This is a genomic window from Rhodococcus gannanensis, assembly GCF_042681175.1.
In the GTDB taxonomy this organism is placed as follows: domain Bacteria; phylum Actinomycetota; class Actinomycetes; order Mycobacteriales; family Mycobacteriaceae; genus Rhodococcus_G; species Rhodococcus_G gannanensis.
Window position 1 is genome coordinate 15,403 of record NZ_JBHUFB010000013.1, and the last position, 15,849, is coordinate 31,251.

Consider the following 15,849-nt stretch of genomic DNA (forward strand, 5'->3'; position numbering starts at 1 on the left):
GTCTACTGCCTCTTCTTGTTGCGCTTTCCGGTCGGTCGAGCACCGGGCTTCGGCGCCGCCGAGGACGGGCGCGACACCGGCGCCGTCCCGCCCGAGCCTGCCAGGGCCGCGCCGGAAACCGTGTTCGACCCGCCGGACCGCCCGGCACGCTCGGCGCGGCGCGCCGCCACCTTACGGGTGTGCGCGGCCACCGGCCCCCAGCGCTCCTTGATCGAGACCAGCATCGGCGTCGCGAAGAAGATCGACGAGAACGCGCCGACCACGATGCCGACGAGCTGCACGACGGCGAGATCCTTGAGCGTGCCGACACCGAGCAGGCCGACGGCGACGACCAGCAGGCCGATCACCGGCAGGACGCTGATCACGGTGGTGTTGATGGACCGCATCAGGGTCTGGTTCACCGCGAGGTTCGCCTGCTCCGCGTAGGTGCGCCGAGTCGTGTGCAGGACCCCGCGGGTGTTCTCCTCCACCTTGTCGAACACGACGACGGTGTCGTACAGCGAGAAGCCGAGAATCGTCAGCAGACCGATCACGGTCGCGGGTGTCACCTCGAGGCCGACCAGCGAGTACAGACCGGCGGTCACGATCATGTCGAAGAACAGCGCGATGATCGCGGCGATCGCCATGTCCCGCTCGAAGCGAATTCCGATGTAGACGCTGACGATCACGAGGAACACCGCGAGGGCGATCAGTGCCTTCTTGGTGATCTGGCCGCCCCACGTCTCGCTGACGTCGGCGATGCTGATCGCGTTCTTGCTCGGCTGACCATTCGAGTCCTCCGGCTGGAACTCGTCGAACAGCGCGTTCTGCAACTCCGCCGTCTGACGCGCGTCGAGCGCCTCCGAACGGATCTGGATGGTCGCGCTGTCGCCGGTGCCGACCGTCTGCACCGACACCGGGTCCTCACCGAGCGTGTCGGCGTACACCTGCTCGACCTGCTCGGTGGTCGCGCCCGTCGCGGCGGGGAACTGGATGCGCGAGCCGCCCTCGAAGTCGATACCGAGGGAGAAGCCGCGGAAGACCATGCTCGCGAGCGAGATCAGGACGAGCGCCGCGACGACGCCGTACCACATGCGGCGCTTGGCCACGATGTCGAACGCGCCGGTCCCGGTGTACAGCCGTGACAACAGTCCGTGCTGTGGCAGCGCCTTCTGGTCGACCGCGTCGTCGGCCAGGTTCGCGGTGTCGATGTCGGTTCCCGATCCGTTGGGTCCCTGGGGGTTCGTCATGATCAGGACTCCTTCACCTGCGCCGAGGCAGCCGCAGTCTTGCGTTCACGGGCCACCTCGGTGACCGCGCCGAGGCCGTTGACGCTCGGCTTCGACCAGAACGCGGACTTCGACGCGAGGTGGACCAGCGGATGTGTCACGAGGAAGACCACGACGACGTCGAGGATCGTGGTCAGGCCGAGCGTGAACGCGAAGCCGCGAACCTGGCCGACCGCGAGGACGTAGAGGACCGCTGCGGCGATGAAGCTGACCGCGTTGCCGGACAGGATGGTCCGCCGGGCCCGCGCCCATCCTCGAGGCACCGCGGACCGGAAGCTCCGGCCTTCACGCATCTCGTCCTTGATCCGCTCGAAGTAGACGACGAAGGAGTCCGCCGTCATACCGATGCCGATGATCAGACCGGCGATGCCGGCGAGGTCGAGGGTGAATCCGATGTAGCGGCCGAGGAGAACCATGATCGCGTATACCAGCAGGCCCGACAGGATCAGCGAGAGCGCGGTGAGGATACCGAGCATCCGGTAGTAGATCAGGCAGTACAGCAGCACCAGGACGAGACCGATCGCACCGGCGATCAGGCCTGCCTCGAGCGATGCGAGACCGAGTGTCGCGGACACCGTCTCGGCCTCGGATGCCTCGAACGACAGCGGCAGCGAACCGTACTTGAGGGTATTCGCCAGCTCCTTCGCGGACGTCGCCGTGAAGTTGCCGGTGATCGATGTCGCGCTGCCCGCCGGGGTCGCGCCCTGGATGACGGGCGCGCTGACGACCTTGGAGTCGAGCGTGAACGCGGCCTGCTTGCCGATGTTCGCGGACGTGAACTGCGCCCAGGTGTTGCTGGCGTCCGACTTGAACTCGAGCGACACCTCGTGGCGCGCCTGCTGCGAGTTGAACGCCGACGTCGCGTCGGCGATCTCCTGGCCGTCGATGATGCTCGGGCCGAGCAGGTACACGGTCGTGCCGTCCGTCGAGCAGGCGACGAGCGGAAGGGTCGGATCGTCGTTGCCCTGGAGCGGATCGGACGCGCTGCAGTCGAGGGACGCCATCGCCTGCTGCTGCACGGCCGGATCGGTGCTCTGGCGGGTCGCCTTCGCTGCCGCGATCTCCGCGGCCGCCTCGTCCGTCTGGCTGGTCCCCTCGGGCACCTGGGTCGCGTCGGGAGCGGGAGCCTCGGTCGTCGTGGCCGCGGGGGCCTCGGTGGTCGGCTCCTGTGCCTGCGCCGGGAACGGGCGGTTCTGCGGCTCGGGCGCCTCGGTGGCCGGTTCGGGCGCAGGCGTCTCGGCCGCAGGTGCCTCGGGGGTCGTGGGCGGAGCGGTCTGCGCTGCACCGGCGGCCTGGGATCCGAGCACCGGCCGGATGTACAGCCGCGCCGTCTGGCCGAGGGTACGAGCCTGCGAGCTGTCGTCACCGGGCACGGTGATGACCAGGTTGTCACCGTCGATGACGACCTCGGACCCGGAGACGCCGAGACCGTTGACTCGGGTCTCGATGATCTCCTGGGCGCGCCGCAGACTGTCCTGGCTCGGGGTGCTGCCGTCCGGCGTCCGCGCAGTCAGCGTGACACGAGTGCCACCCTGCAGGTCGATGCCGAGCTTCGGGGTCGGCGATTTGTCACCGGTGAAGAAGACGAGCGCGTACAGCGCGGCGACGATCAGCCCGAAGATCACGAGCGAACGCGCAGGCCGGACGGCTCCGCTGGGTGATGCCACGATCCGTTGTTCTCCTAGTTGCTCGGTACCGGCACGGAGCCGCAGTGCGCTGCGGACCGCCGGCCCCACACACGACCGCTGCCGAGTGTCTGATCACTCGGCAGCGGGATGCGATCGGTTCATTCCTTGTCGAGGCGCCGCTGCGTCTGCTCCGGAGTCTCCTCGAGAGTGGCCGTCGCGCCGTCCGCGGGGGTGTCCGCGTCGTCGTCGGCATCGGTGTCGATGTCGTCGGTGTCCTCGGCGTCGTCGGTGACGAGTTCACGGATGACCATGCGGGACCAGGTGGACACGACGCCCGGCGCGATCTCGAGATCCACCGTGGCATCGCCGAGACCGGCGACCGTGCCGTACAGGCCCGCGGTGGTCATCACGCGATCACCGACGCTCAGCGAGTCCTGCAGTTCTGCGGTCTTCGCCATCTCCTTCTTCTGACGACGGATACCGAGGAACATCGGCACCAGCAGAGCGAGAATCAGGAGCGGGAACAGCAATTCCATCGTTGAAGTCAGTCCTCGAGGGTCGTCCGTGTCCGGTCCCGTGTGGACCGGCCCACCCCACAGTCTGCCACTACTCCCGCAACGCCTGCTGCGGTTCATTGACACGAACGTCGATCCCGCCCGACGCGGCCTCCGGTGGCGGGGTCAGTCCCAGCTGCTCCCATGCCGCCGCCGTGGCCACCCGGCCCCGTGGCGTGCGGGCAACCAGACCTGCCCGCACGAGGAAGGGTTCGCACACCTCTTCGACGGTGCCCGGCTCCTCACCCACCGCGACGGCGAGTGTGGACACGCCGACGGGACCCCCGCCGAAGCTGCGGACGAGCGCGCTCAGCACCGCCCGGTCCAGCCTGTCGAGTCCTAGCTGGTCGACGTCGTACACAGCGAGCGCCGCCCGGGCGACGTCACGGGTGACGACACCGTCGGCCCGCACGTCCGCGAAGTCCCGGACTCGGCGCAGCAGCCGGTTCGCGATGCGCGGGGTACCGCGGGAACGCCCGGCGATCTCCGCGCTCGCCTCCTCACCGAGGTGCACCCCGAGAATTCCCGCCGACCGCAACAGGATTCGCTGGAGCTCGGGCGGGTCGTAGAAGTCCATGTGCGCGGTGAACCCGAACCGGTCCCGCAGCGGCCCGGTGAGGGAGCCGGACCTCGTCGTCGCGCCGACGAGCGTGAAGGGCGCGACCTCGAGCGGAATGGAGGTGGCGCCCGGCCCCTTGCCGACGACGACGTCGACACGGAAGTCCTCCATGGCGAGATACAGCATCTCCTCCGCCGGGCGGGCGATGCGATGGATCTCGTCGATGAAGAGCACATCTCCTTCGACGAGGTTGCTTAGCATCGCGGCGAGATCGCCTGCCCGTTCCAGGGCCGGACCCGACGTCAGCCGCAGCGACGTGCCGAGTTCGGTGGCGATGATCATCGCCATCGACGTCTTGCCGAGCCCGGGCGGCCCGGACAGCAGGATGTGGTCCGGAGTACCGCCGCGCTTCTTCGCGCCGGCCAGCACGAGTTGGAGCTGCTCCCGGACCCGCGGCTGCCCGATGAAGTCGTCCAGCGAGGACGGGCGCAGGCTGGCCTCGATGTCGCCGTCCCCGGTGACCAGTTCCGCCGACACCGGCGATTCACCGGGATCGCCGTACCCCTGGGCGTCCTCGGTCACCGCGTCTTACCCAGCAGTGCCAGTGCGGCCCGCAGGGCGCGGGAGGTGTCGGCCGCCGGATCCGCGGCGAGAACGGAGTCGGTCGCAGGTTCCGCCTGCTTCGCCGGGAAGCCGAGGCCGACGAGGGCCTCGACGATCTGGTCACGGATCGGCCCGGCAGCCGCGGCGGCAGGCGATCCGGGCGCGACCGGCACCGCCTCGACCTTGTCCCGCAACTCGACGACCATGCGTTCGGCGCCCCGCTTGCCGATGCCGGGCACCCTCGTGAGGGCGGTGACGTTGCCCTCGGCGAGAGCCTTGCGCAGCGCCTCCGGCTCAAGGACCGCGAGGACGGCCATGGCCAGTCGCGGCCCGACACCGGAGACCGTCTGGAGCAGGCCGAACAGGTCACGGGACTCGGCGTCGTGGAAGCCGTACAGCGTCATCGAGTCCTCGCGGACGATCATCGCGGCGACGAGTCGTGCCTCCTCGCCGCGATGCAGGGTCGCGAGCGTCGCCGGGGTGACGTTGAGCCGATACCCGACCCCCGCCGCCTCGATCACCACGTGGTCGAGCGCGATCTCGACGACCTCGCCGCGGACGGACGCGATCATTGCGAACCTGCCTTCTTCAACCGGGATCTGTTCAGTTCCGCGAGACGGGCCTCGTACCGTCGCTTCTGGTCCGCCGCAGCGGCCTCGGCGCGGGCCATCCGCTCGATCATCGGGGCCCGCCAACAGTGACAGATGGCCAGCGCCAGCGCATCGGCCGCGTCCGCAGGGCGGGGCGCCTGTTGCAGGCCGAGGATGCGGGTCACCATCGCCGTGACCTGCGCCTTGTCCGCACGGCCGTTGCCGGTGACGGCCGCCTTCACCTCGGACGGGGTGTGGAACCGGACCGGCACGCCACGCTGGCTCGCGGCCAGCGCGATGACACCGCCCGCCTGGGCCGTCCCCATCGCGGTCGAGACCTGGTGCTGCGCGAAGACGCGCTCGATCGCGACGACTTCGGGATCGTGCACGTCCATCCAGTGGCAGGCCGCGTCGTAGACGGAGTTCAGACGCTTCGCCAGGTCCATGTCCGCCGGGGTTCGCACCACGTCGACGTCGAGTGCGGTCACCTGCCGCCCGCGCCCGGACTCCACCAGCGCGATGCCACACCGCGTCAGTCCGGGGTCGACACCCATCACCCGCACGCGCCCACCTCTCCGATCACCCGACCGCCCATGCGAACAGCTGTTCGAGAGTATAGGTGGGCGCTCCGACACGACTGGGGACCAACACGCCCCAGCCGTCGGGGTCACACCGCCGTCAGGCGTCGAGTTCGGCGAGGACCTCGTCGGAGACGTCGATGTTGGTGTAGACGTTCTGCACGTCGTCGGAGTCCTCGAGCGCGTCGACGAGCTTGAACACCTTGCGCGCGCCGTCCGCGTCGACCGGAACCTCGACCGAGGCGCGGAAATCCGGGTCCGCGGAGTCGTAGTCGATGCCCGCGTCGACCAGGGCGGAGCGCACGGCGATGAGGTCGCCTGCCTCCGACACGATCTCGAACTGGTCGCCGAGATCGTTGATCTCCTCGGCGCCCGCCTCGAGGACGACCTCGAGGATCTCGTCCTCGGACCGCCCGGCCTTGTCGAGCACGACAACGCCCTTGCGGCTGAACAGGTAGGACACCGAACCCGGATCCGCCATGTTGCCGCCGTTGCGGGTCATCGCGGTCCGGACCTCGCCCGCGGCGCGGTTGCGGTTGTCGGTGAGGCACTCGATGAGCACGGCGACACCGTTCGGGCCGTAGCCCTCGTACATGATGGTCTGCCAGTCGGCGCCGCCCGCCTCTTCACCGGCGCCGCGCTTGCGTGCACGCTCGATGTTGTCGTTCGGGACGGACGTCTTCTTCGCCTTCTGGATGGCGTCGTACAGCGTCGGGTTTCCGGCCGGGTCACCGCCACCGGTCCGTGCCGCCACCTCGATGTTCTTGATCAGCTTCGCGAAGGCCTTGCCACGCTTGGCGTCGATCGCGGCCTTCTTGTGCTTGGTGGTGGCCCATTTGGAGTGGCCGCTCATGCGTGAGTTCCCTCTTCCGGTAGTTGCTCGGTGCACTCGTGACGTCCGGGTGCACTCACGGTGTCATCTCGGTGGACGCGCAGGGCGCCAGTTTACCCGTGTGTGGCGATCGCCTCGCGGACCATGCCGACGAACAACTCGTGCACGCGGCGATCGCCGGTCACCTCCGGGTGGAACGACGTCGCGAGTACCGCGCCCTGGCGCACCGCAACCACGCGACCGGCGGCCGGCCCCTCCGGGACCGTCGCCAGCACCTCGACGTGCTCCCCCACCCGCTCGACCCACGGTGCGCGGATGAACACGGCCCGCATGGGCGCGCCTCCGACACCAAGGAAGTCCAGGTCCTCCTCGAAGGAGTCGACCTGCCTGCCGAACGCATTGCGCCGAACCGTGATGTCGATCCCGGACAGGCACTCCGCGTCGGGTCGGGTGTCGAGGACCTCGGAGGCGAGCAGGATCATCCCGGCACACGAGCCATACGCGGGCATTCCGTCCCTCAGGCGGGCGCGCAGCGGCTCCAGCAGTTCGAACACGACCAGCAGACGGCTCATCGTTGTCGATTCGCCGCCGGGGATCACCAACCCGTCGACCGCGGCAAGTTCCTCGACACGGCGCACGGAGACGGCCTCGGCGCCCGCGGCCCGCAGGGCGGCGAGATGTTCACGGACGTCGCCCTGCAGGGCGAGCACACCGATCACCGGGCGCGCGGGCGCGTCGGTCACGGTCGGGTCCAGGGGTGCTGACACGATACTGATCGCTGATCCAATCTGATGCGGAAACCTGTGCGGACGAATCGGTTTCGGGAAACGTGGAGGTCCTTCAGTCCCGCAGCAGCCGGGTGAGACCCTCCTGGACCACAGCGGCGACGAGCTCACCGGAGCGATCGAAGATCCGGCCCTGGGTCAGGGCCCGGCCGAAACCGGCGGACGGGGACGACTGGTCGTACAGCAACCACTCGTCGGCGCGGAACGGGCGCAGGAACCACAGTGCGTGGTCGAGCGACGCCTGCTGCACCTTCACGTCGGCGTGCGGTACCTGCGCCGACCCGAGCAGCGTCATGTCCGACATGTACGCCAGCGTGCAGATGTGGAAGACCGGGTCCTCGGGCAGCGTCCCGCGGTACCGGAACCACACCTGCTGCTGCGCCGGCACGCCCGGCCTGCGTGCGATCCGCTCCTGTGGGACGAAACGCAGATCCCAGTCCGCCCACTCCCGGAACTCCCACGACAGCTCCTCGACCGCGCGTGCGGTGTCCGGGAGCTCGTCCGGGTCCGGAACGGGCGGCATGCGGTCGGCGTGCTCGATACCCTCGTCGCCGACGTGGAACGAGGCCGACATCGTGAAGATCGCCTGGCCGTCCTGGACACCGGTCACGCGTCGGGTGCAGAACGAGCGACCGTCGCGGATGCGGTCCACGAGGAACACCGTCGGAATGGTCGGGTTGCCCGGACGAAGGAAGTACCCGTGCAGCGAGTGCACCCGGAACTGCTCGTCCACCGTGCGCACCGCGGAGACGAGCGCCTGGCCTGCCACCTGACCACCGAACGTGCGGGTCAGCATGGTCTCGGCGACGATCCCTCGGAAGATGTCCTTCTCGAGCTGTTCGAGTTCGAGAATCTCCTCGATCGACGACACAGGCGTTCCCCTCTCCGGCAGGTGCTCAAACTGGCAATGGAACGGCCCCGCACCGATCATGCGGGGCCGCCCCTGAATCATGCGCGAACGATCACCAGCCGCGCTCGGCGAGGCGGTGCGGCTGCGGGATCTCGTCGACGTTGATACCGACCATCGCCTCACCGAGACCACGGGAAACCTTGGCGAGCACGTCCGGGTCGTCGTGGAAGGTGGTGGCCTTGACGATCGCGGCGGCCCGCTCGGCGGGGTTGCCGGACTTGAAGATGCCGGAACCGACGAACACGCCCTCGGCGCCGAGCTGCATCATCATCGCCGCATCGGCGGGGGTGGCGATACCGCCCGCGGTGAACAGGGTGACCGGCAGCTTCCCTTCCCGGGCCACCTCGACCACCAGCTCGTACGGGGCCTGCAGTTCCTTCGCCGCCACGTACAGTTCGTCCTCGCTCAGCGACCCGAGGCGGCGGATCTCGGCGCCGAGGGTCCGCATGTGGGTGGTGGCGTTGGAGACGTCGCCGGTGCCGGCCTCGCCCTTGGAGCGGATCATCGCGGCGCCCTCGGTGATGCGGCGCAGTGCCTCGCCGAGATTGGTGGCACCGCACACGAACGGGACGGTGAACTTCCACTTGTCGATGTGGTTGGCGTAGTCGGCGGGGGTGAGGACCTCGGACTCGTCGATGTAGTCGACGCCGAGGGACTGCAGGATCTGGGCCTCGACGAAGTGGCCGATGCGGGCCTTGGCCATGACGGGGATGGAGACGGCGGAGATGATGCCGTCGATCATGTCCGGGTCGGACATGCGGGAGACGCCGCCCTGGGCGCGGATGTCGGCAGGGACGCGTTCGAGGGCCATGACGGCGACGGCGCCGGCGTCCTCGGCGATCTTCGCCTGCTCGGGGGTGACGACGTCCATGATCACGCCGCCCTTGAGCATCTCGGCCATCCCACGCTTGACGCGGGCCGTGCCGACCTGGGCAGGCGAAGCAGCGGGGGTTTCAGGGGTGCTCACGGCATGACTCCATCGGTAGTGACCTGTATGGGAACGTCCGCGGCGTGGTCCGGTGTGGCCACTCAGCCGTACCGACCACGTCCGGGTACCCCGATTCTAGGACGTGGACGCGTTCGCCCGGCCGCCCGGTCAGCGAATGGAACGGACGCCGGGCTCCTCGTCCCGTGTCGCCACGCTTCCCGCCTCGGCGAGCAGCTCGGGCAACTCCGTGGGGTAGACCACCTCGCCGCCCGCCGCGATCGCTCGCATGTCCTCCGCCGTGCACCAGCGGTGCCCGGTGATCGCCCGCCGTTCGAGTTCGGTGAAGCCGTTCCGCTGCGGCGTGAACTCGGTTCCGCGCAGGACGAAGAACAGTTCCTCGGAGCGGATGACCTCGCCGTCGTACGGGAACACCGCGACCCGGCGCCAGATCGGGCCGCGGAGGTCGGACGGATCGACACTCAGACCCGTCTCCTCGTGGATCTCCCGAACGGCGGTCTCTCGCAGCGTCTCCCCCTGCTCGACACCGCCGCCGATCGTGAACCAGAAGTGGACGTCGGGAACCTGCGGATCGTGCCCGCGCAGCAGGAGCACCCGCCCTGCCCCGTCGAGCAGCACGACCCGCGCCGAGGTCCGCATCTCGTCGACACCGGCACCGGCCGACGTGGTGGCGCGCTCGGCGATCTCGAAGTACGTCGGAAGCGGCGCCGTGCCGCCGAGATGCAGCCACCGGACCGGCCTGCGGGTCCGCAGTGCGAGGGTGTCCCGCACCGCGTCGTTGTGGAACCGGCGGGCGATGAGCACCCGAGCCTCGGCGTCGGCCAGTTCCGCGACCAGCTGCGGCGGCAGGGCCTCGGACGGAACCGCAGCCAGCGCGGCGGACAACCTGTTCTCCGTGGACTCGCGCTGTGCCCGGTCCGCCCGCTCGGCCTGATCCGCCAGCACCGCCAGCCGTTTCCCGTCGAGTTCGGGGCGCGGAGGCGACGCGAACGCGTACCCCGTCGGGACGACGGCGGCCGCGACCGCGCGCGCGACGACGGCACGGCGGGCCAGCGCGGCGTCGAGTGCCTGCCACGACAGGTCCGAACGAACGTGCAACCGGTCCAGCCGGTTCGCGGTTCCGTACGCCCACACCGCGACGGCGACGAGCACCGCCACCACGAGTGCGATGACAAGGATCGTCGTCGCGGAGAAGGTCATCACGCCTCCACCCGCACACCGCGCGCACCGACGGTGACCGTCTCGTACACCCGGAGAATCTGTTCGGCCACCACCGGCCAGTCGTATTCGGCGACGACCTCGGTGGCGACCGTGACCAGTTCGCGGCGCCGGTCGGGATCGGACAGCAGACTGTCGACGGCGTTCGCCAGGGCGTCGGAGCTGCCGATCGGCGTGAGGATGCCCGCGGTGCCGTCCCGCAGCACCCGGCGGAAGGCGTCGAGTTCGCTCGCCACGACCGCGGTCCCGGCGGCCATCGCCTCGACGAGCACGATCCCGAACGACTCGCCGCCGAGATTCGGAGCGCAGTAGACGTCGGCGGACCGCAGCGCCGACGCCTTCTCGTCGTCGCTCACCTGGCCGAGCAACCTGAGGTGCTTCGCGTACCGTCCGGCCTCCTTGCGGAGCCGGTCCTCGTCGCCCCGACCGACGACCAGGACCTCCAGATCGGGGTGCCGTTCGACCAATGCGGGCAGCGCACCGAGCAGGACTGCCATCCCCTTGCGCGGTTCGTCGTACCGGCCGAGGAACAGCACGGTGCCACCCTCGCGCGGGTAGCCGGGCAACGGTGCGGCATCCGCGAACGCGGGGACGTCCACCCCGTTCGGAATCTCCACGGCGTCGGATCCGAGGGACTCGACCTGCCAGCGACGCGCCAGCTCGGACACCGCGATCCGGCCGGAGATCTTCTCCAGGTACGGCTGGAGCACGCCCTGGAAGGTGCTGAGCACCAACGACTTCGTCGTGGACGTGTGGAAGGTCGCGACGATCGGACCCTCGGCGATCTTCATGGCGAGCATCGACAGGCTCGGCGCGTTCGGCTCGTGGATGTGCAGCACGTCGAAGTCATTGTCCGCGATCCACCTCCGCACCCGTGCGTAGGAGACCGGTCCGAACGTCAGGCGTGCGACGGATCCGTTGTACGGGATCGCCACGGCGCGTCCAGCGGAGACGACGAAGTCGGGCAGCTCCGTGCCCTCCGAGGCCGGGGCCAGGACACTGACCCGGTGCCCGCGTTCGATCAGGACCTGCGCGAGTTCGACGACGTGCGCCTGCACCCCGCCCGGAACGTCGAACGAGTACGGGCACACCATCCCGATGTTCACGTCACGACTCCATTCGAGCCAGTCGCGATTCCGACAGGTCGGCGAGCCACAGCGGTTGCAGCATGTGCCAATCCTCGGGGTGCGCGGCGATGTTCGCAGCGAAGCGGTCGGCGAGCGCCTGGGTGGCGACGTCGACCCCGCCCGTGGTGTCGATGGCGGCCCCGACGGAGAAGCCCCAGTCGTCACCCTCGAACCAGCAGTGCACCGGTAGCAACGCCGCACCGGTCTCGATCGCCAGCTTGGCCGGGCCTGCGGGCATGCGGGTTGGCTCACCGAAGAACGTCACGGGGACACCGCGTTTGGCGAGGTCCCGCTCGCCGAGCAGGCACACCACCCGGTTGTCGCGCAGGCGGTCCGCGAGCTGGCCGAACGGCGGGGCCTCACCGCCGCTGAGCGGGAAGATCTCGAAGCCGAGGCTCTCCCGGTAGGCGACGAACCGCTGATACAGCGACTCCGGCTTGAGACGTTCCGCGACCGTCGACAGGGTGCCGTGGGCCTGCACCAGCCACACGCCTGCCATGTCCCAGTTGCCGCTGTGTGGCAGGGCCAGTACGGCGCCGGTGCCCGCGGCGAGCGCGGCCTCGACGTGTTCCTTGCCCTGGATCTTGGCGTCGAGCCGGCGACCGAGCTCGGTCTGGTCCATCGACGGCAATCGGAACGCCTCGCGCCAGTATCGGGCGTAGGACCGCACCGACGCCCGGATCAGGTCGTCCGGCACCTGCTCTGCGGGCACGCCGAGGACGCGAGCGAGGTTGCGCCGCAACTGGTCCGGGCCGCCCTTCCGGACGGCGAAGTCGGCACCCGCGTCGAACAATCGTGTCGCGACGGATTCGGGGAGTGCGCGCACCAGGCGCCAGCCTGCGGCGTAGCCGAGGTCGCTCGCCCGCTCTGCGAGACTCACTGCTCGGGGTCCTGGTCTGTGGGCTTGGCGATCGGCAGCAGTTCGCGCGCCCCCGGCGAGTTGCGCACCGCCAGTACCCGCTGGAACACCGTGATCACGCTGGCGACGGCGAGGATCCACATCGCGACGTGGACGGCCCACTCCAGCCAGCCGATCCCGAAATGCCCTGCGATACCGGTCAAACCGGCGCCGACGAGAACGATGATCAGCCGGTCGGGACGTTCGATCAGGCCACCGTCGGCGGTCAGACCGCTCGCCTCCGCGCGCGCCTTCGCGTACGAGATGACCTGCGAGGTCACGAGACAGATCAGTGTCGCGACGAGGAGCGATCTGCTGCCCTCGTGGTAGACGGCCCACCAGGCGAGGCCGGCGAAGATCGCACCGTCCGCCACCCGGTCACAGGTTGCGTCGAGCACGGCGCCGTACCGCGTTCCGCCGCCCCGGGCCCGCGCCATCGCACCGTCGAGCATGTCGAACATGACGAAGAACCAGATGAACATGGTTCCCCAGAACAGATGTCCCGACGGAAAGAGGGTCAGCGCCCCCGCCACGCTCGCGACGGTGCCGAACACCGTCACCGCATCCGGGCTCAACCCGGTGCTCACCAGCGCTCGGCCCAGGGGCGCGGTCGCCTTCGACACCGAGGCCCGCCCCAGAATGCTCAGCATCTAGACGCCCCCGACGCCGGTGGACATCTCCTGCCACGCCGCCGACAGCAGCGCCCGCGTCTCCCGCAGCAGCTGCGGCATCACCTTCGTACCACCGAGGACGGTGATGAAGTTCGCGTCGCCGCCCCAGCGCGGAACGATGTGCTGGTGCAGGTGCTCGGCGAGCGAGCCGCCCGCCGCCGCACCGAGGTTGAGGCCGACGTTGAACGCATCCGGCCGCGACACCCGCTTGACGACGCGGATCGCCTGCTGTGTGAAGGCCATCAGCTCCGCCGACTCGCCGGGGGTGAGGTCCTCCAGCGCAGCGACCCGACGGTAGGGCACCACCATCATGTGGCCCGGGTTGTACGGGTACAGGTTCAGCACCGCGTAGACGTGCTCGCCCCGCGCGACGATGAGACCTTCCTCGTCGCTCATCTTCGGGATCGCGGTGAACGGACCCTCGTCGGACTTCGCCGACCGGGGAGACTCCGCGATGTAGGACATCCGGTGCGGCGACCACAGCCGCTGCAGTCGGTCCGGATCACCGGGGCCGGTGTCGACCATCGGTTCGTCGGTGCCGTTCACACCGGCAGGCCGATCGGTGTCACTCATCGCCGACCCCGAGGAGTTCGGCCGTCGGCGAGGAGTTGTCGCGGCGGGCGATCCACTCCGTGATCACGGCGACCGCCTTCTCGACGGGCACGCCGTTGATCTGGGTGCCGTCACGGAACCGGAAGGAGACGGCTCCGGCCTCCACGTCCCGCTCGCCCGCGAGCAGCATGAACGGCACCTTCTGCGTGGTGTGGGTGCGGATCTTCTTCTGCATCCGGTCGTCGCTGACGTCGACCTCGGCCCGCACGCCGGCCTTCCTCAGTCGCTCGTTCACGTCCCACAGGTGGTCCTCGAACGCCTCCGCGACCGGGATGCCGACGACCTGGACCGGGGCCAGCCACGCCGGGAACGCACCTGCGTAGTGCTCGGTGAGCACGCCGAAGAAACGCTCGATCGACCCGAACAGCGCGCGGTGGATCATCACCGGACGGTGCTTGGCGCCGTCGGTTCCGGTGTACTCGAGCTCGAATCGCTCGGGCAGGTTGAAGTCGAGCTGGATCGTCGACATCTGCCAGCTGCGGCCGAGGGCGTCCTGGACCTGCACGGAGATCTTCGGACCGTAGAACGCGGCGCCGCCCGGATCCGGAATCAGGTTCAGCCCGGACGCCGCACCGACCTCGCGCAGCGTCTCGGTGGCCTCCTCCCAGAGAGCGTCGTCGCCGACGAACTTGTCCGGGTTCTTCGTCGACAGCTCGAGGTAGAAGTCGTCGAGGCCGTAGTCCTTGAGCAGACCGAGGACGAACTGCAACGTCGTGGTCAGCTCGTCGCGCATCTGCTCCTTGGTGCAGTAGATGTGCGCGTCGTCCTGCGTCATGCCGCGAACGCGGGTCAGTCCGTGCACGACACCGGACTTCTCGTAGCGGTAGACGGAGCCGAACTCGAACAGGCGCAAGGGCAGTTCCCGGTAGGAGCGCCCCCGCGACCGGAAGATCAGGTTGTGCATCGGGCAGTTCATCGGCTTGAGGTAGTAGTTCTGGCCCGGCTTGCGCACGGTGCCGTCCTCGTTCAGTTCCTCGTCGATGTGCATCGCCGGGAACATGCCGTCGCGGTACCAGTCCAAGTGGCCGGACACCTCGTACAGGTGCTGCTTGGTGATGTGCGGCGAGTAGACGAACTCGTAGCCCTCCTCCACGTGCCGCTGGCGGGAGTAGTTCTCCATCTCCTGACGGATGATGCCGCCCTTCGGATGGAAGACCGGGAGACCGGACCCGAGCTCGTCGGGGAAGGAGAACAGGTCCAGCTCGGCGCCGACCTTGCGGTGGTCGCGCCGCTCCGCCTCGGCCAACAGCTCCATGTGCTTGTCGAGCGCCTCGGTCGACTCCCACGCGGTGCCGTAGACGCGCTGCAGGTCCTCGCGGGACTGGTCGCCGCGCCAGTACGCGGCAGAGCTGCGGGTCAGCTTGAACGCCGGGATGTACTTGGTGGTCGGAATGTGCGGGCCGCGGCACAGGTCCTTCCAGATCAGCTCGCCGGTGCGCGGGTTGAGGTTGTCGTAAATGGTCAGCTCGCCGCCGCCGACCTCCATGACCTCGGGATCGTCGATCCCGGACTTGTCGTCGATCAGCTCGAGCTTGAACGGCTCGTCGGCCAGCTCGGTGCGGGCGTCCTCGATGTCCTCGACGACACGGCGGGAGAACCGCTGCGCGTCCTTGACGATCTTCTTCATTCGCTTCTCGAGGCGAGCGAGGTCCTCGGGCGTGAAGGGCTCGGCGACCTGGAAGTCGTAGTAGAAGCCGTCCTTGATCGGCGGGCCGATGCCGAGCTTCGCGTTCGGGAACTCCTGCTGGACGGCCTGCGCGAGGACGTGGGCACACGAGTGCCGGATGACGCTGCGACCGTCCTCGGTGTCCGCGGCGACCGCCTCGACCTCGGCGTCGACGTCGGGGGTCCACGACAGGTCCTTGAGGGTTCCCTCGGCGTCGCGGACCACGATGATCGCGTCGGGGCCCTTCGCGGGCAGGCCCGCATCGCGGACTGCCGCGCCGGCCGTAGTCCCGGCAGGCACCCGGACGCGGGCGGCTGGGACTACTGATGCAGGCGTGGTCACGGCGTTGTGCTCCTCGTGTGATTGGCCGAACCGGAGGTCGGCGGGTCGATGCGCACTCATGC

At 69.1% G+C, this 15,849-nt stretch carries 16 protein-coding genes; all 16 read right to left on the reverse strand.

Annotation, left to right across the window (positions count from 1 at the left end; genetic code table 11):
* Positions 1–2: 2 nt before the first annotated feature.
* The 16 genes from secF to thrS all read right to left on the reverse strand — a co-directional run bounded on the left by secF (position 3) and on the right by thrS (position 15,787).
* Positions 3–1,229: a protein translocase subunit SecF gene (gene secF, locus ACFSJG_RS17255; protein WP_378486477.1), complete on the reverse strand. Its 1,227-nt coding sequence runs from the start codon at positions 1,227–1,229 to the stop codon at positions 3–5.
* 2 nt (positions 1,230–1,231) lie between these two features.
* Positions 1,232–2,935: a protein translocase subunit SecD gene (secD, locus tag ACFSJG_RS17260; RefSeq protein WP_378486478.1), complete on the reverse strand. Its 1,704-nt coding sequence runs from the start codon at positions 2,933–2,935 to the stop codon at positions 1,232–1,234.
* 119 nt (positions 2,936–3,054) lie between these two features.
* Complete coding sequence (gene yajC / locus ACFSJG_RS17265; protein WP_378486479.1) at positions 3,055–3,432, reverse strand: preprotein translocase subunit YajC; 378 nt, start codon at positions 3,430–3,432, stop codon at positions 3,055–3,057.
* 70 nt (positions 3,433–3,502) lie between these two features.
* A complete protein-coding gene (gene ruvB, locus ACFSJG_RS17270) occupies positions 3,503–4,591 on the reverse strand; it encodes a Holliday junction branch migration DNA helicase RuvB (protein ID WP_378486480.1) in 1,089 nt (362 codons plus the stop codon).
* The gene (gene ruvA / locus ACFSJG_RS17275; protein WP_378486481.1) at positions 4,588–5,184 is read right to left on the reverse strand and encodes a Holliday junction branch migration protein RuvA; all 597 of its coding nucleotides are present in this window, start codon (positions 5,182–5,184) and stop codon (positions 4,588–4,590) included. Before ruvA ends, ruvB begins: the two co-directional genes overlap by 4 nt.
* Positions 5,181–5,765, reverse strand: a complete 585-nt coding sequence (ruvC, locus tag ACFSJG_RS17280; RefSeq protein ID WP_378486482.1) for a crossover junction endodeoxyribonuclease RuvC — start codon at positions 5,763–5,765, stop codon at positions 5,181–5,183. The genes ruvA and ruvC overlap by 4 nt, the downstream gene beginning before the upstream one ends.
* A 115-nt stretch (positions 5,766–5,880) precedes the next feature.
* Positions 5,881–6,633 carry a YebC/PmpR family DNA-binding transcriptional regulator gene (locus ACFSJG_RS17285; RefSeq protein ID WP_378486483.1) on the reverse strand — a complete coding sequence of 251 codons (753 nt, stop codon included), beginning with the start codon at positions 6,631–6,633 and terminating at the stop codon, positions 5,881–5,883.
* A gap of 92 nt (positions 6,634–6,725) precedes the next feature.
* Positions 6,726–7,379, reverse strand: a complete 654-nt coding sequence (gene pdxT / locus ACFSJG_RS17290) for a pyridoxal 5'-phosphate synthase glutaminase subunit PdxT (RefSeq protein ID WP_378486484.1) — start codon at positions 7,377–7,379, stop codon at positions 6,726–6,728.
* Positions 7,380–7,452: 73 nt separating this feature from the next.
* A complete protein-coding gene (locus tag ACFSJG_RS17295; protein ID WP_378486485.1) occupies positions 7,453–8,268 on the reverse strand; it encodes an acyl-CoA thioesterase in 816 nt (271 codons plus the stop codon).
* A gap of 91 nt (positions 8,269–8,359) precedes the next feature.
* Positions 8,360–9,274, reverse strand: coding sequence for a pyridoxal 5'-phosphate synthase lyase subunit PdxS (gene pdxS, locus ACFSJG_RS17300; RefSeq protein ID WP_378486486.1), 915 nt, complete (start codon positions 9,272–9,274; stop codon positions 8,360–8,362).
* A gap of 129 nt (positions 9,275–9,403) precedes the next feature.
* Positions 9,404–10,453: an NUDIX hydrolase gene (locus ACFSJG_RS17305; protein ID WP_378486487.1), complete on the reverse strand. Its 1,050-nt coding sequence runs from the start codon at positions 10,451–10,453 to the stop codon at positions 9,404–9,406.
* Complete coding sequence (locus tag ACFSJG_RS17310; RefSeq protein ID WP_378486488.1) at positions 10,453–11,577, reverse strand: glycosyltransferase family 4 protein; 1,125 nt, start codon at positions 11,575–11,577, stop codon at positions 10,453–10,455. Before ACFSJG_RS17310 ends, ACFSJG_RS17305 begins: the two co-directional genes overlap by 1 nt.
* Position 11,578: 1 nt before the next feature.
* A complete protein-coding gene (locus ACFSJG_RS17315) occupies positions 11,579–12,478 on the reverse strand; it encodes a phosphatidylinositol mannoside acyltransferase (protein ID WP_378486489.1) in 900 nt (299 codons plus the stop codon).
* Positions 12,475–13,146, reverse strand: coding sequence for a phosphatidylinositol phosphate synthase (gene pgsA / locus ACFSJG_RS17320; protein WP_378486490.1), 672 nt, complete (start codon positions 13,144–13,146; stop codon positions 12,475–12,477). The genes ACFSJG_RS17315 and pgsA overlap by 4 nt, the downstream gene beginning before the upstream one ends.
* Positions 13,147–13,740, reverse strand: coding sequence for an ATP adenylyltransferase (locus tag ACFSJG_RS17325; RefSeq protein WP_378486491.1), 594 nt, complete (start codon positions 13,738–13,740; stop codon positions 13,147–13,149).
* On the reverse strand, positions 13,733–15,787 hold the full coding sequence (thrS, locus tag ACFSJG_RS17330) for a threonine--tRNA ligase (RefSeq protein ID WP_378486492.1): 2,055 nt from the start codon (positions 15,785–15,787) through the stop codon (positions 13,733–13,735). The genes ACFSJG_RS17325 and thrS overlap by 8 nt, the downstream gene beginning before the upstream one ends.
* Positions 15,788–15,849: the final 62 nt, after the last annotated feature.